The 22,833-nt window shown below is 45.0% G+C and carries 16 protein-coding genes and 1 riboswitch; of the genes, 12 read left to right on the forward strand and 4 right to left on the reverse strand.

The features are described from left to right. Positions 1 to 75 precede the first annotated feature (75 nt). Together ybaK and SPUTW3181_RS05010 are read right to left on the reverse strand one after the other, a co-directional pair. Positions 76 to 552: a Cys-tRNA(Pro) deacylase gene (gene ybaK, locus SPUTW3181_RS05005; RefSeq protein WP_011788350.1), complete on the reverse strand. Its 477-nt coding sequence runs from the start codon at positions 550 to 552 to the stop codon at positions 76 to 78. A 137-nt stretch (positions 553 to 689) separates the two neighbouring features. Next, entirely contained in the window at positions 690 to 1,625 is a 936-nt protein-coding gene (locus SPUTW3181_RS05010) for a DMT family transporter (protein ID WP_011788351.1), read from the reverse strand. Between the two features lie 289 nt (positions 1,626 to 1,914). Between SPUTW3181_RS05010 and dnaK the strand changes: the two genes are divergently transcribed. Continuing rightward, entirely contained in the window at positions 1,915 to 3,834 is a 1,920-nt protein-coding gene (gene dnaK, locus SPUTW3181_RS05015) for a molecular chaperone DnaK (RefSeq protein WP_011788352.1), read from the forward strand. Positions 3,835 to 3,962: 128 nt separating this feature from the next. Beyond that, the gene (gene dnaJ / locus SPUTW3181_RS05020) at positions 3,963 to 5,093 is read left to right on the forward strand and encodes a molecular chaperone DnaJ (RefSeq protein ID WP_011788353.1); all 1,131 of its coding nucleotides are present in this window, start codon (positions 3,963 to 3,965) and stop codon (positions 5,091 to 5,093) included. A gap of 123 nt (positions 5,094 to 5,216) precedes the next feature. On the opposite strand, the gene SPUTW3181_RS22315 is transcribed toward dnaJ, so the two are convergent. Next, positions 5,217 to 6,539: a PAS domain-containing methyl-accepting chemotaxis protein gene (locus tag SPUTW3181_RS22315; RefSeq protein WP_011788354.1), complete on the reverse strand. Its 1,323-nt coding sequence runs from the start codon at positions 6,537 to 6,539 to the stop codon at positions 5,217 to 5,219. 1,052 nt (positions 6,540 to 7,591) lie between these two features. Here SPUTW3181_RS22315 and SPUTW3181_RS05030 point away from each other — a divergent pair. Genes SPUTW3181_RS05030 through SPUTW3181_RS05040 form a run of 3 tightly spaced genes read left to right on the forward strand, consistent with a single transcriptional unit; the run spans position 7,592 to position 10,826 of the window. Next, a complete protein-coding gene (locus SPUTW3181_RS05030; protein WP_011788355.1) occupies positions 7,592 to 8,122 on the forward strand; it encodes a HEPN domain-containing protein in 531 nt (176 codons plus the stop codon). A 39-nt stretch (positions 8,123 to 8,161) separates the two neighbouring features. Then, positions 8,162 to 9,712 carry an AAA family ATPase gene (locus tag SPUTW3181_RS05035; RefSeq protein WP_011788356.1) on the forward strand — a complete coding sequence of 517 codons (1,551 nt, stop codon included), beginning with the start codon at positions 8,162 to 8,164 and terminating at the stop codon, positions 9,710 to 9,712. A gap of 40 nt (positions 9,713 to 9,752) precedes the next feature. Beyond that, positions 9,753 to 10,826, forward strand: coding sequence for a hypothetical protein (locus SPUTW3181_RS05040; protein ID WP_157037388.1), 1,074 nt, complete (start codon positions 9,753 to 9,755; stop codon positions 10,824 to 10,826). Between the two features lie 445 nt (positions 10,827 to 11,271). Here SPUTW3181_RS05040 and metH read toward each other — a convergent pair whose 3' ends face one another. Continuing rightward, a complete protein-coding gene (metH, locus tag SPUTW3181_RS05045) occupies positions 11,272 to 15,006 on the reverse strand; it encodes a methionine synthase (RefSeq protein WP_011788358.1) in 3,735 nt (1,244 codons plus the stop codon). Positions 15,007 to 15,278: 272 nt separating this feature from the next. Between metH and SPUTW3181_RS05055 the strand changes: the two genes are divergently transcribed. The 7 genes from SPUTW3181_RS05055 to SPUTW3181_RS05085 all read left to right on the forward strand — a co-directional run bounded on the left by SPUTW3181_RS05055 (position 15,279) and on the right by SPUTW3181_RS05085 (position 22,833). Next, the gene (locus tag SPUTW3181_RS05055) at positions 15,279 to 16,004 is read left to right on the forward strand and encodes a histidine phosphatase family protein (protein ID WP_011788359.1); all 726 of its coding nucleotides are present in this window, start codon (positions 15,279 to 15,281) and stop codon (positions 16,002 to 16,004) included. A gap of 220 nt (positions 16,005 to 16,224) precedes the next feature. Further along, positions 16,225 to 16,411, forward strand: a riboswitch (cobalamin riboswitch). 99 nt (positions 16,412 to 16,510) lie between these two features. Continuing rightward, entirely contained in the window at positions 16,511 to 17,392 is an 882-nt protein-coding gene (locus tag SPUTW3181_RS05060) for an ABC transporter ATP-binding protein (RefSeq protein WP_011788360.1), read from the forward strand. After that, positions 17,392 to 18,519, forward strand: a complete 1,128-nt coding sequence (locus SPUTW3181_RS05065; RefSeq protein ID WP_011788361.1) for a FecCD family ABC transporter permease — start codon at positions 17,392 to 17,394, stop codon at positions 18,517 to 18,519. Before SPUTW3181_RS05060 ends, SPUTW3181_RS05065 begins: the two co-directional genes overlap by 1 nt. Positions 18,520 to 18,597: 78 nt before the next feature. Then, on the forward strand, positions 18,598 to 19,650 hold the full coding sequence (gene cobT, locus SPUTW3181_RS05070) for a nicotinate-nucleotide--dimethylbenzimidazole phosphoribosyltransferase (protein WP_011788362.1): 1,053 nt from the start codon (positions 18,598 to 18,600) through the stop codon (positions 19,648 to 19,650). A gap of 107 nt (positions 19,651 to 19,757) precedes the next feature. After that, positions 19,758 to 20,546 carry an adenosylcobinamide-GDP ribazoletransferase gene (locus SPUTW3181_RS05075; protein ID WP_011788363.1) on the forward strand — a complete coding sequence of 263 codons (789 nt, stop codon included), beginning with the start codon at positions 19,758 to 19,760 and terminating at the stop codon, positions 20,544 to 20,546. Further along, entirely contained in the window at positions 20,543 to 21,154 is a 612-nt protein-coding gene (gene cobU, locus SPUTW3181_RS05080; RefSeq protein WP_011788364.1) for a bifunctional adenosylcobinamide kinase/adenosylcobinamide-phosphate guanylyltransferase, read from the forward strand. The genes SPUTW3181_RS05075 and cobU overlap by 4 nt, the downstream gene beginning before the upstream one ends. Before the next feature lie 107 nt (positions 21,155 to 21,261). After that, positions 21,262 to 22,833 (forward strand): cobyric acid synthase, encoded by a 1,572-nt coding sequence (locus SPUTW3181_RS05085; protein WP_227498144.1) that lies wholly within the window; start codon positions 21,262 to 21,264, stop codon positions 22,831 to 22,833.

A 22,833-nucleotide genomic window follows, 5' to 3' on the forward strand; every position in this document is an offset into this window, starting at 1 on the left:
CGGCTTTTTCAAACACTTTAATGTGCTGGGTTAAATTATTGTTAATTTTGTGATATTCAACCCATTAGGCTTACATTAAAGTGTTTTTATATCGGCAAATGAACCATTACAGAGTTGAGCCAACTCGTTGGCGGATAAACTAATCTCAAGCCCTCTACGTCCTGCACTGACATAAATGTGATCAAAGGATTGTGCACTTTGGTCAATCAAGGTTGGCAGGCGCTTCTTTTGTGCTAACGGGCTGATACCACCCACAAGATAACCCGATGATTTTTGCGCGAGTTCAGCATCAGCCATTTGCAATTTCTTCTGCCCTAAACATTTTGCAACGGCTTTAAGATTCAGTTGATGATCGACGGGTACGAGCGCGACGGCGATTGGCGCATGGGCTTTGTCGATGGCGACCAGTAAGGTCTTAAATACCTGTGCAGGATTAAGCCCAAGAGTGTTGGCGGCTTCTTCGCCATAGGCGGCGCAGTGTGGATCGTGGCTATATTCTAAAATTTCAAAGGCAATTTTGGCTTTTTTCACCAGTCGAACAGCAGGTGTCATTCTATACTCCTTCACAAAACGGGGGATATTAGCCTTTAACGTAAGATAAAAATGTTAGCCAACGCATTTTTACATCGGAGTGATATAAAAAGTGGCGTCATCATGCACCAATAATCGATTTAGATAATGGCGGTAAATTACTCCATTATCTTTGGCGTGACCTCTTCAGGTTTTCCACTACGTTTACGCTCGGTATAACGGGGTAAAAGTTGCTGCAACATCATCCCTGACAAAATAAAAGCAAGGCCAAGATAGGTCGTCATTGCAATGGTTTCTTGCAAAATCCAGGCAATAAATCCAATCGACATCACCGGGGATAAAAACACCATAGTGCTGATGTTCGCGGTGCGAGTGGCAGTTTTCAGCGCCATTAACCAGAGCACGAAGGTAATGCCCATCTCGAACAATCCCACATACATACCAGCAAATATCGCCTTAAGACTAAAACTGGGTAGCGCATCTGTTAACACTAAGGTCATGGCAATAAAAGGTAAGCCGATGAGAAAACTGAGCAATAAACTCACCACGGGATCACCTTGATCTTTAGTGTTGACGATCCAATATAGGCACCAGAGTAGCGTGCTGGTCAGCGCAAGGCCGATCCCCAGCGGGCTATCAAAGCTAAAGCCGCTGATATCGCCGCCAGTGGCAATAATAAACACACCAGTGTAGGCAATCAGTGCTGCCGCAATGTCGCTTTTACGCAAATGTTGCTTTAGCAAAGGCGCGGCAAGTAACGGCAGTAATACCGCCCAAGTGTAGTTAAGTGATAAAGCTTGCTGCGCGGGCAGTAAAGAATACGCCTTAAATAGCACAACATAGTAGAGGAAGGGATTGATTAGCCCTGTTACCAGATAAAACATGGGTCTGCGTAAAAATTGTTGCTTAAGTAAAGATAGCTTTTTTTGCCAAGCCAAGATACTGGTAAGGGCAATAATCGAAGTGAGTACGGCAACAAACACCAGTTGCAGCGGACTGTAATAGCTTAAGGCTATTTTAAAAGCCGTGGCCACTGTGGACCAGAGGAAGACTGCGGCCATGCCGTACACATACGCTAAATTCGAAGACTTCACTCTGCTACCTTATTTAGATAAACATCTACCAAATGTGGGCAGATTGAATAACAGCTATGGTGGATAAGCAAGCGTATTTTAGTGGATGAAATATTTTATCCATTTCCGTATATGGAAAAGATAAAGTAAGAAAATTTTTTTATCGGCCCTTGTAATTAAATTCCCTGTCCCAATATAGGTGTTAAGGCAGAGAAGGCGGCCAACAATGGACTTGATAAACAATGCGTCCGGCCCCATATCAAAACCAACTAAACAAATTTAGATTGAATGAAATTTTTCGGAGGACCTCATGGGTAAAATTATTGGTATCGACTTAGGCACAACAAACTCTTGTGTAGCTGTCCTCGATGGTGGCAAAGCGCGTGTGTTAGAAAATGCTGAAGGCGATCGCACAACCCCGTCAATCATCGCTTATACAGACGATGAAACCATTGTCGGTTCGCCTGCAAAACGTCAAGCAGTGACTAACCCGACTAACACATTCTTCGCGATTAAGCGTTTGATTGGTCGTCGTTTTAAAGATGACGAAGTTCAACGTGATGTGAACATTATGCCATTCAAAATCATCCAAGCCGACAACGGTGATGCTTGGGTTGAATCGCGTGGCAACAAAATGGCACCACCACAAGTTTCTGCTGAAATCTTGAAAAAGATGAAGAAAACCGCAGAAGACTTTTTAGGTGAAGAAGTGACAGAAGCGGTTATTACCGTACCTGCTTACTTTAACGATTCACAACGTCAAGCGACTAAAGATGCGGGTCGTATCGCAGGTCTTGATGTTAAACGTATTATCAACGAACCCACAGCAGCGGCATTAGCTTACGGTATTGATAAGAAACAAGGCGACAACATTGTTGCGGTATACGATTTAGGTGGTGGTACATTCGATATCTCTATCATCGAAATCGACAGCAACGATGGCGACCAAACATTTGAAGTATTGGCAACTAACGGTGATACCCACTTAGGTGGTGAAGACTTTGACAACCGTTTGATCAACTACTTAGCTGACGAATTCAAGAAAGAGCAAGGCTTAGATCTGCGTAAAGATCCATTAGCAATGCAACGTCTGAAAGAAGCGGCTGAAAAAGCAAAAATTGAACTTTCAAGCACCAACCACACTGAAGTGAACCTGCCATACATCACGGCAGACGCAACAGGTCCTAAGCATTTAGTGATTAAAATCACTCGTGCTAAGTTGGAATCACTGGTTGAAGACTTGATTCTCCGCACATTAGAGCCATTAAAAGTTGCTCTGGCGGATGCAGATTTATCCGTATCAGACGTTAACGAAGTGATTCTGGTGGGTGGTCAAACCCGTATGCCTAAGGTTCAAGAAGCGGTGACAAACTTCTTCGGCAAAGAACCTCGTAAAGACGTTAACCCAGACGAAGCGGTAGCTGTAGGTGCTGCGATTCAAGCGGGTGTATTGTCAGGCGACGTGAAAGACGTATTACTGTTAGACGTGACGCCACTGTCTCTGGGTATCGAAACCATGGGCAGCGTGATGACTAAGTTGATTGAGAAAAACACGACTATTCCGACTAAGGCACAGCAAGTGTTCTCAACCGCCGATGACAACCAAAGTGCAGTGACGATTCACGTACTGCAAGGTGAGCGTAAGCAAGCGAGCGCGAACAAGTCATTAGGTCAGTTCAACTTAGACGGTATTGAGCCAGCACCACGTGGCCAGCCACAAATTGAAGTGATGTTCGACATCGACGCCGACGGTATTCTGCATGTGTCTGCGACAGACAAGAAAACCGGCAAGAAACAAAACATCACCATCAAAGCCTCTTCTGGTTTAAGTGAAGAAGAAGTGGCGCAAATGGTACGTGATGCTGAAGCGCACGCAGATGAAGACAAGAAGTTCGAAGAGCTAGTGCAAGCACGCAACCAAGCTGATGGCTTAGTCCACGCGACTAAGAAACAAGTAGAAGAAGCGGGTGATGCATTGCCAAGCGAAGATAAAGAGAAAATCCAAGCTGCAATGGCCGCTGTTGACACTGCCACTAAAGGCAATGACAAAGAAGCCATTGAAAAGGCAAGCCAAGAATTAATCGAAGCGTCTGCTAAGCTGATGGAAATTGCTCAAGCTAAGTCTCAAGCCCAAGGTGGTGCAGAGACCAATGCGGGCAAACAGGCTAACGCTGCTGCCGATGATGTTGTCGATGCTGAATTTGAAGAAGTGAAAGACGACAAGAAGTAATTGTTTGAATCAAGGTTTGATTTCAAATAACTGATTTCAAATGTGATTTTAAATAGTTAATTCTAGGCGGGCGTTACGGGGAAACCCTAACGCCCGTTCGTTCAACTTAAGCCCAGAAGCATGAGATTATGTCAAAGCGAGATTATTACGAAGTATTAGGCGTTGGTCGTGACGCCAGCGAACGTGAAATTAAAAAGGCCTATAAACGTCTGGCCATGAAGTTTCACCCCGATCGTAACCCAGGCGATAAAGCCGCAGAGGCTAGCTTCAAAGAAGCGAAAGAAGCCTATGAAATCCTGACCGATACCGATAAAAAAGCGGCGTATGATCAATTTGGTCATGCGGGTGTGGATCCCAATCGTGGCGGTGGTTACGGTGGTGGGCAGGGCGATTTCGGTGATATCTTCGGTGATGTCTTTGGCGATATTTTCGGCGGTGGACGTCGTGGCGGTCAACGCCAAGCGGCCCGCGGCTCAGATTTACGTTACAACCTAGAGTTATCACTGGAAGAAGCGGTTAAAGGCCTGACGAAAGAACTGCGTATTCCAACACTGGCAACCTGCGATCTGTGTGATGGCAGCGGGGCGAAAAAAGGCACATCGGCAAGTACCTGTACGACATGCCATGGTCAAGGCCAAGTCCAAATGCGCCAAGGCTTTTTTACGGTGCAGCAACCTTGCCCAACCTGTCATGGCCGCGGCAAGATCATCAAAGATCCTTGCTCTAAGTGTCATGGCGATGGCCGTGTTGAAAAGAGCAAAACCTTATCGGTTAAGATCCCTGCCGGCGTCGATACGGGCGACCGTATTCGTTTAGCAGGTGAAGGCGAAGCGGGTGAATTTGGCGCGCCTCCAGGGGATTTATATGTTCAGGTGAGTGTGCGTGAACATGCGATTTTCGTCCGTGATGGTAACAACCTTTACTGCGAAGTGCCGATATCCTTCAGTAAAGCCGCCCTTGGCGGTGAAATTGAAGTACCCACACTGGATGGTAAAGTGAGCCTTAAGATCCCTGCCGAAACACAAACGGGCCGTATGTTCCGTTTACGCGGTAAAGGGGTTAAATCGGTGCGTAGCCATGCTGTAGGCGATTTGCTCTGCAAAGTGGTGATGGAAACGCCAGTTAACCTAAATGATCGTCAAAAAGAACTGTTACGCGAATTTGAAGCCACCTTAACGGGTGAGTCAAAGAAGCACAGCCCAAAGGCTGAGGGCTTTTTCGATGGCGTGAAAAAGTTCTTCCAAGATCTAAATAGCTAACTTAACCCGTTGAGTGACGTGTCGCTATGAGCCGCGGCACTCGATGAAAAAAGCCCCGCAGTGTTAAACACTGCGGGGCTTTTTATATTCGGATATCAGCTTTTTAAACTGTATTTTCTACTATCAATTGGTTAATTGATTCGTAAATTGGCCTACAGCATTTACCACCTTTTGAGCACCGTCTTGGATTTCTGACATTACTTCACCGGATTGCGTCGAAAGTGCTAAGCCGTGTTGTGCTTGTTTTTTACCTTCTTCAATCATGTTAACTGCATTTTCGGTTAACTTTTTATTTTGCGAAACCACCTCGACGATTTCCTCCGTTGCCTTACTGGTACGAGAGGCGAGCTGCCGTACTTCATCGGCAACCACAGCAAATCCTCGTCCTTGTTCACCTGCTCGTGCAGCTTCAATCGCGGCATTAAGGGCTAGTAAATTTGTTTGATCCGCAATGCCGCTAATACTTTTTACCAGTTCACCAATCATTTGCGATTGTTTATCTAAGGCTGCAATTCCTTGGGCTGCGGTGTCCATTTGCGCTGTCAGTTTGTGCATGGCTTCGACAGTCTCTTGTAGCACTTTACTGCCCATTTGTGCCATATCATCCGTTTGTTTTGAGGTGCCATAGGCAATATCGGCCGCTTCGGATATGGCTTGCTCTCGATTGACTTGCTCAGTGATTACCGTTGCAAATTTAACGACTTTATACAGTTTTTTGTAACTATCAAAAATCGGATTATAGGATGCCTCTAGCCAAACCTCTCGACCATAACTATCAAGACGTTTAAAGCGGCTCGCAACGTATTTACCTTGACGAAGCTGTTCCCAAAACTGTTTATATTCTAGAGAATTATATTCTTCAGGCTCACAGAACATTCTGTGATGTTTGCCAATAATTTGATTTTGGCTATAGCCCATGGCCTGTAAAAAATTATCATTTGCCGCGAGAACTATACCCTCCAAATTAAATTCGATGACAGCCGTAGAGCGTTGTAAGGCTTGGGTTAAATCTTGGTGTTCCTGTGAGTTTTTGATGGTACGGGTGAGGTCATTTGCATATACAGATATATGTTTAACTTGGCCTTTACTGTTTTTCACCGGCTGTATAATTGCCCGTAACCAGGCTTCTTCGCCATCGCCTTTGGTAATTTGTAGGGCGCCAGCCCAATGTACACAGCGTTTTAATGCATCACACATTAACTTAAAGTGATTAGTACTTCTGGCTCGTTGAGGCACAAGATCGATTAATTCTCGCCCGACGGGTGAGGTATTTTGGAATAACATGTCATGGGTAAAGTTTGCGTTGATTACGGTAATTTTTCCATTTGAATCAAGTGTTAATGCTAACATCTCGCTATCAAGGCTTTCCCTTACCTGTTGCATTGAAAGTAATTCTTCTTTCAACTGCTCATTCTCTTCCTTCAAGCGCTTATTAAATATGATCATATTGATTTCCAAAGCGAAGTACTAAAATCACTTTTTGGTGGCATGCTGCTTAGTATAGTGTGTATTGCGGTCTTTAACTGTACGTAGGTACGTAAAAATAGACAAAATAGATCAGCGTGTTACAGATGGGGCAATATAATCGCAATATACCAAATAGCAACTTGTCTCTGTAATAGGCTGATGAAGCTAGTCAAGCGCAGTTCTTATTGAGATCCCCTTTGTTTAGGTGTAAATCGTTAACGGTTGGTACCAGCCATTTCTGCGTTTACTTCTGTGTTTTTGCACTACTTATCCTGAATACGCTTTGATATTGGTCTGTAAAGGGAGGATGAAAATTAGTTATCACTTAACTATCTAATTTGTAATGTGAAAGTGGTAGACATGGCCTAATCAGAACGCTATCTTAAGTTTTAACAAGGATGAAACTTAATCGTGACCATGGTTAAGTTCACTTGCATCAGGAAGATGTATCTTTATTTCGCAAGAAACGCCTCCTGAACAATATGCGATGAGTTTCTAACACTAGGTGCTAGGTGCTAGAGCCTAGAATCTAGAAAAGAGCAGTGCAATCCCTTGGCTAACGGCTGTTGGCTAAGTGCGGTAGCTATGGCGGGGCTTGTTGTCGAACGACAAAGCTGAAGCGTTTTGATAGTGCTGGTTTGCTTGGCGCTGCGAATTGGCAATGTTATCGCGGTTATTTGTTTATTGCGGCCTAACGGCCGAGGTGAATCAAGGTCGTGGGTCTTCAACCCACACCCGACCAAGGAGGACTGCTCGTCCTATCCTCCTTGGATTCTCCAAGACGCCCCTAACGAAGTTACATGCATTGGTTACTGGCCTAGCGCTTATTCGAAAATCACTAACGCTTTCGATGGTACATCCTGTACCCCGAAAGCTAGCTCGGCATCCATGCCTCGCTCACGTGATTTTCTTCAACGCCCGTCGGCAACTTCGCAGGGGATTGGCGTAACTCTTGGCATTAGTGTTTATTCATAATTTTTATTAAAAGTCAGATAGTTATTAATATAACTGCTATTTAGCTAAGGAATTTAATGTCTGTTGCTCTAAATACATTTAAGCGTGCAATTGGTGATGCGCGAGTATTAATCGAATGCTATGACAACCTTAATGTTGGTCAAGGAAAGGCTGTTCCAGAGGCACTGAAAAGAGCCGCTTTGATCATGACTATGACGGCTTGGGAAACCTATGTAGAAGATGTTGCTACAGAACTTTTCAACAACAAGTTTGGTGCACTAAAAGGGTGTCAAATTGGAAACTTTATGGAGCAGCAGTTTTCTACTCGCTTGAAAATGTTTCATAACCCAGACTCTGCTAAAACGAAGCAAATTTTTGAAGAGTTTTTCGGGATTGATGTTACAGAGCATTGGAAATGGCCGAATTATATACCTAAACAAGCGAGAGAAACCCTTAATACTTGGCTCAAAAAGCGTGGAGATGCGGTACACCGTGCTCAAGTTGAAATTGGTGTACCTCAAATCATAAAACGTGATGAAGTGGATAAATGTATTCGGTTTATTACTGAATTGGTGACCGCTACAGATAAAGCATTAGGGTCAGATTAGATAGGTTTTAATAAATTTAAATTTACTTTGGATTATTTGATGCAAAAAATAAAAGTAGAAGGTCTTAAGTCCCTTAGGGATAGTGGTGACTTTGAATTAAAGAAAATTAATATACTTGTTGGAAACAATAGTTCGGGTAAAAGTACTTTTCTAAGGATATTTCCATTGCTCAGGCAAAGTGTTGAAAAGAAAACTCGAGGGCCTATACTGTGGAATGGTTTATATATTGATTTTGGTTCTTTTGATACAGCAATTCATAAAAAATTTTTTAATGGTGAAGTGAAGAATGAGGATGAACTATTTTTTACATTCCAACTTTCTTATAATAGGAAAAAGTATCATCACAGTTTTATTAATGAAGAACCAGTGGAGTTGATATGTAAAATAGGCATGATGAGGTCTAATAGTGGTTTAAGTTGTTATACGGCAAGTTATCAAGTTAAAATGTATAATCATACGATTTTTTTTAAGTTTGATGAGGATGGTGTGATTACTGATATTTCATCTGATAGGTTGTCATGGCCGTTAAAAAAACATGATTTAAAGTATCAGATAACTGATACTGATAATTTACTTCCGATTTTAATATCACCTTCTTCAGGGTTGGTTGATGCAAAAGGCAAGCAAATAAGTACAGCATTATTCAATCAAGTTGTTCAGCTTTTTAAAAACTACTCAGGTAGTTCGAGTAGTAACAAATTGCAAGCTATGGCTACAAGATTTTTACGAAATTCAGTTAATGATAATAATAAATTAGCTTTGTTAAGGAAAATGAACTCAACTGCAAAGTGGGAAAAAGAAACATTAAGTTGGGATGTTAATTCAAAAAAGTTCAGATTTATATCTGGTTTGGCTGATCTTTATTATCTTATAGAGAATAGTGCAAATATAAATGATTCTATGACCAATGAGTTGTTAGGCGTTAGATATATTGCACCATTAAGAACTTCAACGGCAAGATATTATAGGCATCAAGATTTAAGTATCGACGAGTTAGACCATCGTGGGGATAATATAGGTATGTTTATATCTAATATTACTGGTAAGTGGAGGGAGGAACTTAATAAGTGGACAAAAAGTGAATTTGGTTTTGTTATAAATGTAGATTTGAACTCTAATCATATATCAATTAATCTTCAGTATGCCGATTCAGATTTGAGTGATAATATTTCTGATATGGGATTTGGTTTTTCACAAGTGTTACCTATTATTATTCAATTATGGGCAGTATCATCTGGATATGAAAATTCAAAAAGAAGTAGAAAAATAAATAGTTATATATTTGCGATTGAGCAACCTGAGTTACATTTGCATCCTAAGATGCAGGCGTCGCTTTCAATTGTATTCATAAATGCAATTGAACTTGCAAATAATAATGGTATCGAACTTAAATTAATTATAGAAACTCATAGTGAATCAATAATATCTAAAATGGGTAATCTAATATCTAAAGGGAAAATCGCTAATGATATGATAGGGGTTTCCCTTTTTGAACAAGATCGAGAAAGTCGAGAGACTAAAATAATTTCTGCAAATTTTGACCAAAACGGTTTTCTTAATAACTGGCCATTAGGTTTTTTTGATTATTAATAATATGATTATAAAACTAGATAAATCGATAGTCGAGTCGGTGACTAAAAATCCAGAATCACAATATTTATTACTTTTTTTAGAAAAATTAGCGCAAACCATAGCGTATGGACATCATTGTGTTGTTTCAGATAGAGATACATTGGAAAAAATAATTTGCTTAAATGATATTAGTTTGTTTTCAAAAACAATTTTTAGAAAATCGCTAAATAAAATTACTTTTCTTGGTGATTTTTTAGCACAAGATTTTGCTATAAGATTTATTTTTGTTGATAATTCTTTTGATTTTGAATGCGATTTTAGTGAGTTGTTTGTCGTTAATTTATTTGATTACAAGGGAAGTGTTACTTCGATCGATAGATTTTTAGGACGTTCGAATTTAATTGTTGAAGATGTTGATGATATTGTGGTTTACAACCTTGTAATGGAATCATATAAGTTGTTTAGAGGTGATAATTACAACTTGGACTTTGTGCCAGTACATGGTGGAGGCGATCGCTCTCATGAGGTCTGTTCTATCTTGTATACAACTAATTACAATGTATTTGCAATTTGTGATAGTGATAAAAAACACCCCCAAAGTAATGATGGTGTAACTGCTTTAAAATTAATACATTTTTTTGAATCGAAAAAGATAAGAGATAGATTGCATGTTTTAAATTGTCATGAGGTTGAAAATTTAATTCCGTTAAATGTCATTGATAATAAGGCTAATAGTACTCAAAGAATGCCAGTTGATTTTATTTCTAACGCTACGACTATAAATTTAGAAAGCTATTTGTATTATGATTTTAAACGGGGGCATAAATACAAAGAAGTTTTTAAAGATGAAAATAGTTTTTCAGAATACTGGAGGGGTTTATATGGTGCGTTTTCTTGTCCTCTATTTTTAAAAAGATTAGCTGAGTTTGAAAACAATAGGCTAGATATTTCCCATAACTTGACAGCTAGTACTAGTTCCTTAATTTCTTTAATAAAAAAGGATATTAAGGATGGCAAAGTTGTTAGTATGGATATTTCAAGTTTGAGTCCTGCTTGCTTAATTCCGCTCTGGAAATTAATTGGTGAGATTTTTTATTTTTGGTTTATCTCTACACCAGTTGTTAAGCTGTAATTTGAAATAATAATGTGAAATTTAATGAGTCATCCATTGTTAAATTTCTAAAACTGGTAGTAAACATTACTCGGTTTGCTTTGAATGGCTAGCAAGTAACACAAAAGTAGCAGAAGTTCACCAATCCCCTGCGAAGTTGCCGCGGGGCGTTGGAATAAATTGCGTGAGTCCGGTCATGGATGACCGGCTAGCTTTCGGGGTACAGGATGTACCATCGGAAGCGATAGCAATTTATCCATAAGACCAAGGCTAGTCCCTAATGCATGTAACTTCGCTAGGGGCGGCAAGGGGAGATGCAAGAGGGGGATTGCTGTTGATCCCCTTCTTGCCCTGGTGTGGAATGGAATTCCACGACCTTTTCGGTCGCAAGACCGATCTTAGATCTCAAACCGCGTTAGCGTAATAAAGATCCTGACTATTTCTAAAAATCAGTCAGGATCACTCTCTATTCAGGATCATAGTCAAGCACTGGCGCCAGCCATTTCTCTGTCTCAGCTACAGTCATCCCTTTACGCTTCGCATAATCTTCCACTTGATCGCGGCCTATGTTACTTACACCAAAATAGCGGGATTTTGGGTGGGCGAAATACCAGCCCGATACCGCAGCGGTAGGGAACATGGCGTAGCTTTCGGTGATATTCAAGTCGATGGTCTCATCGGGCTTGAGCAAGTCCCATAACAAACCTTTTTCTGTGTGGTCTGGGCAAGCTGGGTAGCCCGGTGCGGGGCGTATGCCTTTGTATTTCTCGCGGATTAAGGCTTCGTTGCTTAACTGCTCGTCGGCCGCATAACCCCAAAACTCTTTACGTACCCGTTCGTGCATCCGTTCGGCAAAGGCTTCGGCCAAACGGTCGGCTAAACACTTGAGCATAATGGCGTTGTAGTCATCGTGGTTGGCTTCGAAACGTGCCACATGTTCATCAATCCCATGGCCCGCAGTGACCGCAAAACCACCCATATAGTCGGCGACGCCGCTATCTTTTGGCGCTACAAAGTCGGCAAGGCAGAAGTTATCGTTACCGACCCGCTCAAGCTGCATCCTCAGGTGATGGGTGGTCATTTCAACTGTGGTACGCGACTCATCGGTATACAGCTCAATATCGTCGTAATTCACGGTATTGGCTGGGAATAAGCCGATAACCGCTTTCGCCGTGAGCCACTTTTCTTCGATGATTTTTTTAAGCATGGCCTGACCATCGGCGAACAGCTTTTGCGCTTCAACGCCGACCACTTTATCGCTGAGGATTTCAGGGTAATGGCCGTGCAGCTCCCACGAGCGGAAAAACGGTGTCCAGTCGATACGCTCAACTAAATCTTCTAATGGATAATCATCAAACACTTGGCGACCGAGCACATTGGGTTTGAATGGGGTGTAATTGGCCCAGTCGTGTTGGCAGCGGTTTTCACGGGCGGCCTCCAGTGAAACAATCTCTTTACGCTTGGCTTGGGATAAACGCTTAGTGCGCATATCGTCGTATTCGGCGTAGGTTTCATCAATGGTGGCTTGGCGTGTCTCGTTATTCACCAGTTTGCTGACCATTGGCACAGCGCGGGACGCATCGGCAATATAGATAGCGCCATGGGGATAATGGGGCGCGATTTTTACCGCTGTATGGATTTTTGAGCAAGTCGCGCCGCCGATAATTGCTGGAATAGTTAAGCCTTCGCGGTGGAAGGTTTTCACGTTATGCACCATCTCATCAAGGCTTGGGGTGATAAGGCCCGACATGCCGATGATATCGATATTGTGTTCTTTCACGGCGTCGAGAATTCGCTCTACCGACACCATCACGCCTAAATCGAATACCTCAAAGCCGTTACAGGCGAGCACTACGCCGACGATATTCTTGCCGATATCGTGCACGTCACCTTTTACGGTCACCATCAATATCTTGCCATTAGACTGACCTGCGACTTTTTCCTTTTCAATAAAGGGATTGAGGTAAGCCACGGCCTTTTTCATCACCCGCGCAGACTTAACGACTTGTGGCAGGAACATCTTGCCCGAGCCAAATAAGTCGCCGACCACATTCATGCCGTCCATCAGCGGGCCTTCAATCACATCGAGTGGACGTTTCGCTTCTTGGCGAGCGGCTTCGGTATCTTCATCAATAAATTCGGTGATGCCTTTAACGAGCGCATGGGCTAAACGCTGATTAACTGGCCAAGAGCGCCATTCTAAATCTTCTTTCTTACCCACCTGCGCGCCATCACCGCGGAATTTCTCTGCGATTTCAAGTAACTGCTCTGTATTGCTCGAGCCTTCAACTGGGCAGGGCAAGTTAAGCACCACGTTTTCGACCCGCTCTTTAAGCTCGGGGTCGATATCATCGTAAATGGCTAACTGACCCGCGTTCACAATCCCCATATCCATGCCGACTTTAATCGCATGGTACAGGAATACCGCGTGGATCGCCTCGCGCACTGGGTTGTTACCACGGAAGGAGAACGACACGTTCGACACGCCGCCCGAAATCATCGCATGGGGCAGGGTGGCCTTAATTGCTTTAATGGCATCAATAAAATCGACGGCATAGTTATCGTGTTCATCGATACCCGTGGCAATCGCAAAGATATTCGGGTCAAAGATAATGTCTTCTGGCGGAAAGCCGACCTTATCGACCAGCACGCGGTAGGCGCGGGTACAGATCTCAATCTTGCGCGCCTTAGTATCGGCTTGGCCTTGCTCGTCGAACGCCATGATAATGGCTGCCGCGCCGTAGCGTTTCACTAAGGTAGCTTGCTCGATAAATTTGGCTTCGCCTTCCTTAAGGGAAATCGAGTTAACAATCCCCTTGCCTTGAATACATTTGAGGCCAGCTTCAATCACCTCCCACTTAGAGGAGTCGATCATAATCGGTACGCGGCTGATGTCCGGCTCAGAGGCAATCAAGTTTAAAAACTTGTGCATGATCTCCACGCCATCGAGCATGCCTTCGTCCATATTGATATCGATGATCTGCGCGCCGCTTTCAACCTGTTCACGGGCGACATCAAGCGCTTGCTCGAACTTGCCTTCTTTAATCAGCTTTAAAAACTTGGCAGAACCTGTGACGTTGGTGCGCTCGCCCACGTTCACAAACAGGGTTTGGGCGTCGATAGTGAGTGGTTCCAAACCCGCAAGACGGCAGGCAACCGGAATGTCGGGTAAGACGCGAGGGTCATATTTTTCAACTGCTTGACGAATAACGCGAATATGTTCAGGCGTACTACCACAGCAACCGCCGATAATGTTGAGCATGCCTTCGCGCGCCCAATCTTCGATCACGTTCGCCATATCTTCTGGGGTTTCATCGTAGCCGCCAAACTCGTTCGGCAGACCCGCGTTTGGGTGCGCCGACACATAGCATTCGCTGATACGTGACAATTCTTCCACATAGGGGCGCAGCTCTTTTGGCCCAAGGGCGCAGTTAAGACCGATAGACAAGGGCTTGATATGGCGAAGGGAATTGTAAAAGGCTTCGGTCGTTTGGCCTGTCAGTGTGCGGCCTGATGCATCGGTAATGGTGCCCGAGATCATGATCGGCAGTCTGTCTTTAGAATGCTGACCAAATAAGTCATCGAATACGGATTCAATCGCAAACAGCGCGGCCTTGGCGTTTAAGGTATCGAATATGGTCTCGACCATAATGATATCCGCGCCGCCTTCAATCAGTGCCTTAGTGGATTCTTTGTAAGCGGTCACTAACTCATCGAAGCTGACGTTGCGATAGCCAGGGTCGTTCACATCAGGGCTAATAGAACACGTACGGTTAGTGGGGCCTAACACACCGGCGACGTAGCGTGGAATGCCTGTGGCAGCAAAGGCTTCATCACAGGCTTCACGGGCGAGGCGCGCGCCTTCGCGGTTAATTTCGGCTGACAGCGACTGCATGTCGTAGTCGGCCATGGCGATAGTCGTGGCGTTAAAGGTGTTGGTCTCAATAATATCGGCACCGGCGTTTAAGTAGTCGGTGTGAATTTGTTTGATAATGTGAGGCTGCGTGAGCACTAACAGGTCGTTATTGCCCTTAACATCGGTATGCCAATCCTTAAAGCGTTCGCCGCGATAGTCCTCTTCCTCCAGCTTGTAGCCTTGGATCATTGTGCCCATGGCACCGTCTAAGATCAGAATGCGCTCTGCAAGCTGTTTGCGAATGTCTGCTAATATCTGGCCGGCTTTGGTTGAGGGTATCGTCATAAATAATTACCTTAAATACAGCTAAGTTAAGTCCAAGCATCGACCCTTGTTATGCAAAGTGCATTTTATTCTGGTCTATCGACATTTGTTTTTGGATACTTGTTTTTATAAAATGTTTTTGGACATTTAAACGTATAGACGTCCATAATACGCGACTTATGATCGTCAGGGCAAGATGAAAGTCAAAGGCATTAGGAGCGAGAATCGAGAATCTAGAATTTAGGCCCTCGGCTTGAGTTCCTAGCATCTAGTCCCTAACTAAAAAGGCATATATGAAACAAGTGCAGCTTTTATTGTTACGCCACGGAGAGTGTGAAGGCGGCGCCATCTTGCGGGGGCGTGTGGATGTGCCTTTGAGCGAAAAGGGTTGGCAACAAATGTCGGCAGCGGTTGAGGCGCAGGCCAGCGTGTGTAGCGCGATTTATAGCTCGACTTCACGCCGCTGCGCCGATTTTGCCCACGCTTTCGCCGCCGAGCTGCATTCGACAGCGGCGTTGGTATCAGTCACTAGGCCATTGCAGGCGCAGTGTTTGTCGGGTTTGCAGGAAATTGATTTTGGTGATTGGGACGGTTGTCGGCTCGATGAAGTGTATCAACAAGAGGGCGAACGCTTAGCGGCGTATTGGCAAAATCCTTGGCAAACGCCGCCGCCCAATGGTGAAACTATGGCGAGTTTTGAGTCGCGGGTGAATGGGGCGGTTGATCAGATACTCGCCGCCGAGTTTGAACGATTTACCCTCGACTCACATAAAATGGGTAATGAAAACAGTGCCGTTAATGAGCGCGGTGACTATATGCCTGCTACCAAAGTGTGGGTTGTGACCCACGGCGGGGTGATCCGTCACTTAATGGCTCGCGCCCTTGGGGTTGAACGGGCGGTGGGGTTTTATAGTCAGCTTGATTTACCCGTGGCGGCAGTGGTGAGCATTAATGTGCTGCAAGATGAACAGGGTGCCTGCTATTGGCGTTTAGATTGGCCGAGTGGGCGCAGGTGTTGAGGCCTTATTTCACGACCTAGGCGCTATGGTGTAGGCGTGATCGTTTGGCGAGAATAAGCTGACATGAAAATATTCTGATTTAAACAGCATTGCCTAATGGGATAGATGTAGGATAATGCTTTTTCCTGACGTTTGAACGAGATAGCGTATTACATGCGCAATGAGTGATAACGTCGCAGAAATAGGTGTTGGGAATAGACTCTCTTGTTCGAATCGCTCCGTTGTTTTCATTCTCAATGGCGTTGTGAACAAAGCGCATATCAACCCAAACATAATAGGGAATCGGGGCACTGCTTATCAGTCAGCCCGAACTGTACCCGCAACTGTGAGTAGTAAAAGAAGAACCTAGAACCTAGAACCTTCTTTCCCTACAAGTCAGGAGACCTGCCTATTTCTGTTATCGCTGCGTGCAGCCTTAGTTCTCGAGCGGGTGACTCGAGGGAGCAGATAACAATGTACATAGCCTTTTTTAATCTAGGTTTGGACTCGCTAGGAGCGCCGCGTTGGTGAAACTCTCTGCACTCCAAATGAGCCATAGTTTGAGTGAAAGTAACACTCGTCCGTCAACGAGCCAGAGTGTCGCACTCGATGTCAGCCAGTTAAGCTGGTGTATCGGTGGCAAAACCATTCTATCCAATATTAACTTTTCGTTGCCTACGGGGGAGATGTTGGGTTTGATTGGGCCTAACGGTGCGGGCAAGTCTAGCTTGCTGCGGTGTTTGTATCGATTTGTGCGCCCGACTCAGGGCAAAATTACCCTTTTTGATCAAGATATTGAGCTCTTATCGCCCAAGACGTTTGCTTGCCGTGTCGCCGTCGTGCAGCAAGATACACCGCATTATTTTGACCTAACCACAGAGCAATTGGTTAGCATGGGCTTGACGCCCCACAAGGGCATGTTCGATACCAATTCCAGTAGGGATGCTGAGCGCATTGCTCAGGCCTTAGATAAAGTGGGCTTGAGCCATAAGAGGTATCAACAATATGAGCACTTATCTGGTGGTGAAAAGCAACGCGCCTTGATTGCCCGCGCCATAGTGCAGCAGCCGCAGCTTTTAATCCTAGATGAGCCAACTAACCACCTCGATGTGCGCTATCAAATTCAGATCCTCGAATTAGTGCGTAGTCTTGGGATCAGCGTGATTGCTTCTATTCATGATCTTAATCTAGCCAGTGCCCTGTGCGACAGTTTGTTGTTGATCCATAACGGTGAAGTCAGCGCTATGGGGACGCCAACCGAAGTATTAACAGAGGCGCGCATTGGTGATGTGTTCGGCGTGTGTGCTCAGGTATCGCCCCATCCACAACATAAAAAGCCCTTAATCAGTTATTTTTATGGTTACCACCATGTGGCTCATGGCCTGAACGAGCGAGGCGAGGGCGGATGATGTCGAGGAATAAACAACATTTCATCTCATATTTGGGGCGTATTGTGACACCGTTGACGAGACAACAACTGATGCTGCTTGTATTGGGCATCATCACTTTGCTCACCCCTATTGCTGCGGCGAGCTTTGGTGCGGCAAATATCCGCTTTATAGAAGTTATTCAAGTATTTACAAATAATGTGGTGAATCCTGTTCAAGCCAATGGTATGACTGAGCGCATTGTGATGGAACTAAGACTGCCGCGCATTTTACTGGCTTTTGTGGCGGGGGCGGGTTTGTCAATGGCGGGGAGTGTGCTGCAAACCGTGACCCGCAACCCGTTAGCCGATCCCTATTTGTTTGGCATTAGCTCTGGCGCGTCCTTTGGCGCTGTGGTGATGTTGACGATTTTTACCGGTTCTGGTTTATTTGAACATTCAGCATTAATAACAAGCTCAGGTATTTTTAGCGGCTCGGGTGCTTTTGCTGGGCAGCTCTGGTTTAGCTTACCCTTTGGCGCTTTTATCGGTGCGAGCTTATCTGTGTTAATTGTGCTTGCCTTGTCTGGGCTTGGGCTTAATAGCCAAGTGGAGCGCATGTTGCTTTCTGGTGTGGCAACCTCCTTTATGTTTGGCGCATTAACGAGTCTGCTGCTGTATTTCGCCAGTCCACAGGCCACGGCATCAGTGCTCTTTTGGAGTTTAGGCAGTTTCGCTAAGGCCAGTTGGTCGTTGCTAGTGCTGCCGAGTTTAGTGATAGGCGTGAGTCTGGTGATTATTTTAGGGATGAAGCGCCAGATCATGGCGTTGCAAGCAGGGGACGAAACCGCCCATACCTTAGGGGTGAATGTGCCTAAGCTGCGGCTCAATATGTTGCTGCTTTGCTCCTTGATTACCGCCGTATTGGTTGCCACCTGCGGCGGCATTGGTTTTGTCGGTTTAATGATCCCCCACACAGTGCGGTTATTATTTCCTGGTCGTCAATCAATATTATTAACCGCGTTGGTGGGGGGATTATTTTTGGTGTGGATTGATGTCTTAGCACGTTGTTTGTTGGGCAATCAAGAGTTACCCGTGGGTATTATTACTGCCGCCATAGGGAGTTTTTTCTTTTTGATTATCCTGCGGCGGCGAAAAGTAACCCGTTAATTTAATGCTTACGACCTATGGAAAAGAGTCATGGAATGCATCGTAGTGATTAAATTTGGATTAGCAAGTGGAGTGTGAATGTCTCAATCAGCCGTGTCGTTTCAAATTAACCCTGTGAGCAAAGTACAAGAACAGTCGATTCAACAGAAAATAAATCTTAAGACTAAGCCGCTTGGCGCCCTCGGGCAGCTCGAATCCTTAGCATTACAAATAGCTCGCATACAGGGTGCTGATCAGCCATATATAGCGAATCCCACCATGCTGGTGTTTGCGGGTGACCATGGCATTGCAGCAGAAGGCGTTTCCATTGCCCCTAGTGAAGTGACGCGCCAAATGGTGCAAAACTTTGCCCATGGCGGTGCGGCAATTAATGTTTTTTGTCGGCAAGTTGGCTTTAAGCTCGAAGTGATCGATTGCGGTATTTTAACGCCTATCGAAGGGGTTAAAGGCATTATTGATCAACGTCTTGGCGCTGGAACTGGCGCTATTCATTTAGAGCCTGCCATGGCGCTGGAAACCGTCGATAAAGGCTTTGCGATGGCGCGTGATTTGATTGAACGCCACCACCAAACGGGCTGTAATCTGGTGGCCTTTGGCGAGATGGGCATAGGCAATACCTCTGCCGCATCTGCGATTATGGCGGCGATAATGCAGCTCGATGTGATTGATTGTGTTGGCCGTGGTACTGGCATTAATCAAGAAACCTTAGCGCGAAAATTGATGCTGATTGAGCTAGCGTTATTGCTACATCAAAGTGCGTTAACTGGACCAAAAGAAGTGTTGGCGTGTTTAGGTGGTTTTGAAATTGTGCAGATGACAGGCGCTATGTTAGCCGCCGCCGAGCGTAACATGCTGGTGGTTGTGGATGGTTTTATCGCGACTGCCGCTGCATTAGTCGCAGTAACAATAGCGCCTAATGTGCGCGACTATTTGATTTTTGCCCATCAATCAGAAGAGCAAGGCCATCTGCGAATGTTAGAATTTTTGCAGGCTAAACCTTTGCTATCGCTTGGCCTAAGATTAGGCGAAGGCACTGGTGCAGCCTTGGCTCTACCGCTTATCCAAGCAGCAGTAAATTTTTACAATCAAATGGCGAGTTTTAGTGATGCGGGGATTGAGGCTGTTGTATGATATGCATCAGCTAAGCTGTTTATTTTACTTATTTAAAATAATAACTTTTTAGCCAACCGTTTTAATTTTAAACCTTGCAGCAAGTGTGGATTCACTAAGGATGCTTTATGTCAGAACGCGAAAGCTGGCACAAAGAAATAGATTTATTTTTAGTTGCTATGGGCTACTTTACCCGCATCCCAATGCCTAAATGGGTTGAGGTTGATAGCGATAAACTCAATAAGGCGAGCCGTTATTTTGGCTTAGTGGGCCTGTTAATTGGCCTGTTAAGTGCGATTGTCTTTTGGTTAACACAGAATTGGCTTCCTGCAGGGGTATCAGTGCTGTTAGCCATGTTAGTTGGCGTTTTACTGACAGGTGGATTCCACGAGGATGGCCTAGCCGATACCTTCGACGGTTTTGGCGGTGGTTGGACGGCAGAAGATAAACTGCGGATCATGAAGGATTCGCGGCTTGGTAGTTATGGCGCTATCGCCTTGATATTAGCGTTATTGCTGAAATGGCAATTGTTGGTTGAATTGGCACTTTATGATCCCGTGGTTGCAGGCTCGGCGCTTATCGTGGCGCATACAGTGAGTCGCGTGGTTGCTGCGAGCATTATTTTTACCGAAAAATATGTGCGCGATGATGAAACCAGCAAATCTAAACCACTATCTCAGCATCAAGGCATTAATGAGCTATTTATCTTGGTTGCCAGCGGTGTATTGGTGTTGTTATTCCTTAAGGGATTAGCAGCCCTCTCATTGTTGTTGGTGATGATCGGGTTACGCCGTTTGATTGTCGTTATTTTTAGGCGTCAGATTGGGGGATACACGGGCGATACTTTAGGCGCGGCACAACAAATATGCGAGATTGTTTGTTATCTTGTGCTGCTGATTGTTGGAAGTATTCTGTGATCCATTTAGTCGTAGGAGGTGCCCGTAGCGGCAAGAGCCGTTACGGCGAATCCTTAGTGCGCCAATATACGGCGCTGGGATTTGATGCGTGCTTTGTTGCTACAGCGCAAGCACGGGATGCCGAAATGACTGAACGTATAGTGAAACACCAACAAGACCGTGCAGATGATGGTATTGCATGGCAATTAATTGAAGAACCCCTCGCGCTGACAACGCAATTGAAGCACTTAGCAAAACCTGGGCGTGTGATCCTTGTGGATTGTTTAACGCTTTGGTTAACTAACCAGTTACTCGCTTGTTACCCCGAATTAGATGAACCGATTCCTACAGAAGGGTATTTCGCCGCGGACATTGCGACTAAAAACACGAGCCTTGATCCGCTGATATCTTGGCAAAACGAGAAGAATGCGTTTGTCGATTCCCTTGCCGAGCTTGAAGGTGTAGTGATTTTAATCAGTAACGAAGTTGGCTCCGGCATAGTACCCTTAGGTGCGTTAAGCCGACAATTTGTGGATGAAGCTGGCTGGTTAAACCAAGCCGTGGCGACCTTAGCGGACAATGTTACCTTAGTGGTTGCAGGTTTACCCTTAACACTAAAACCACTTTAGCTTTAATCGATGCGTTTATAACGGCTTTGCATGAGTATTGGGGCTTAGCTTGGATGTTAATACCGCAAACTTAAGTAAGTCATTAATCTATGCCTTCTGTAAATACAATGTCTTCTTTCACTATAGACAATACCGCCAATATTAATTCACCTCGGCGCGCGGCAGTCTTGATGGTGCAGGGCACAACATCGGATGCTGGCAAGAGCACCTTAGTCGCAGGCATTTGTCGTTTGCTCGCTCGTCAGGGGATTAAGGTTGCGCCCTTTAAGCCGCAAAATATGGCACTCAATAGCGCTGTTACTATTGATGGCGGCGAGATTGGCCGCGCACAGGCCTTACAAGCCGTGGCCTGTTATCTTGAGCCCCATACCGATTTTAATCCCATACTGCTTAAACCAAGCTCGGACACGGGCGCGCAAATTATCGTTCATGGCAAAGCCCTGACGACACTCGAAGCCTCGGCCTTTTTTGGGCCTAAATCTAAGGATTACAAGGCTATGGCGCTTGGTGCTGTGCTGGAGTCCTTCGAGCGATTGACGGCCCAATATCAAACCATAGTGGTTGAAGGCGCGGGCAGTCCGGCGGAGATCAATCTGCGTGAAGGTGATATTGCCAACATGGGATTTGCCGAAGTTGTGGATTGTCCTGTGATTATCATTGCCGATATCGACAAGGGCGGCGTATTTGCCCATTTGGTCGGGACCTTGGCCTTGTTATCAGAATCTGAACAAGCACGGGTAAAGGGCTTTGTGATCAACCGTTTCCGTGGCGATATTAGCCTGTTGCAATCTGGCCTCGATTGGCTTGAAACTTATACAAAAAAGCCTGTTTTAGGTGTGTTGCCTTATCTGCATGATTTACATCTCGATGCCGAAGATGCGCTGATAAGCTCGCCGACCAAAGGCGCTAACAGCCGCTTAAAAGTGCGGGTATTAGTGTACCCAAGGATCAGTAATCACACGGATTTTGATCCGCTGCGGCTGCATCCCGATATCGATTTTGACTATGTGTCATTACAAACCCAAGCCGCGAGTCACTCCACTCATCTGCCCGCCGCTGATGTATTGATCTTGCCCGGCAGTAAGAATGTGCGCGCGGATTTGGCCTTTTTACGCCAGCAAGGCTGGGATAAAGATATCGCCACACACCTGCGTTACGGCGGAAAAGTGCTAGGCGTTTGTGGCGGCTATCAAATGCTAGGCCAAAGCATTGCCGATCCCTTAGGCATTGAAGACAGTGCGGGTGATACCGTTGGACTTGGCTACCTACCGCTGAGCACAGAACTCAAAGCCGAAAAACAGTTACGGCGAGTGAGCGGTGAGCTAACGTTACTTGGGCAAAAGGTTGCTGTTAAGGGCTATGAAATCCACTGCGGTGAATCAAGCTATCTTATCCCTAGGCTTGAACAAACGAATGTACCCTTGCAGTTAATCCCTGATTCCACATCTATGAGCTTTGCCGATGGCCTGCAAAGTGATGACGGGCAAATCCTTGGCACTTATTTACATGGGCTGTTTGATAGCCCGGATGCGTGTCAGTTGATTTTGCGCTGGGCGGGATTAAACGATGCTAAGGCGATAGATATCAATAAAATACGTGAGCAGCAACTCGATCGTTTAGCCGATGTGTTAGCCGAGCATTTAGACATGCAAAAATTACAGCCAATTTTAGAAGCATAA

Source organism: Shewanella sp. W3-18-1, assembly GCF_000015185.1.
GTDB lineage: Bacteria > Pseudomonadota > Gammaproteobacteria > Enterobacterales > Shewanellaceae > Shewanella > Shewanella putrefaciens.